We start from the raw sequence: 741 nt of genomic DNA on the forward strand, positions 1-741 counted from the left end.
GGATAGCGGACCGGCATGGTCGGCGGACAAGGCGCGGGCGGACACCGGCCCGCCGCTCGATATTCGCGGCGCGGACTTGCCTGCGCCTGATGCCTCGTGTCGGGCCTTGCAAACGCGAACAGCCCCGCGGCTTGTGGCCTGCGGGGCTGTTCGTGTGTTGTGCTGTGTGTTGGTTTTGTGGAGAGAAGATTGTGTCTCGTGAGGATTTGTATGTGTATTTCCTGAGCTTTGCAGGCCTGGCGGTGACCTACTCTCCCGCGTCTTGAGACGAAGTACCATTGGCGCTGGGGCATTTCACGGCCGAGTTCGGAATGGGATCGGGTGCAGGGTCCCCGCTATGGCCACCAGGCCGGCGAAGCTCAGGAATGGTCTGGATGATCGTTGCCTGGGTGTGTCAGGCGAGCGTTGCGGGCGCTGAGGCGCGGGCAACGCCGTTGCAGCGCGTGTCCGCCGGTGGGGGGACGTTACGCTGGCTTGATCTCCGTTCGGATTGCAGTCCGATTGGAGACGGGATGAGCGTTGATAATGAGAGCGATGAAGCCGGTCGAGCTATTAGTACCGGTAAGCTTCACGTGTTGCCACGCTTCCACACCCGGCCTATCGACGTGGTGGTCTACCACGGCTCTGATAGGGAGTACTGGTTTTGAGGTTAGTTTCCCGCTTAGATGCCTTCAGCGGTTATCTAGTCCGCACTTAGCTACCCTGCAATGCGGCTGGCGCCACAACAGGTCCACCAGAGGT

The 741-nt window shown here is 61.0% G+C and carries 2 rRNA genes; both read right to left on the minus strand.

The window, feature by feature from the left end:
- Nucleotides 1-234 precede the first annotated feature (234 nt).
- Nucleotides 235-349, minus strand: a 5S ribosomal RNA gene (gene rrf / locus A6302_RS20615).
- Between the two features lie 182 nt (nt 350-531).
- Nucleotides 532-741 (minus strand): 23S ribosomal RNA (locus tag A6302_RS20620); the annotation flags it as partial.

The sequence above is a fragment of the Methylobrevis pamukkalensis genome (assembly GCF_001720135.1).
GTDB lineage: Bacteria > Pseudomonadota > Alphaproteobacteria > Rhizobiales > Pleomorphomonadaceae > Methylobrevis > Methylobrevis pamukkalensis.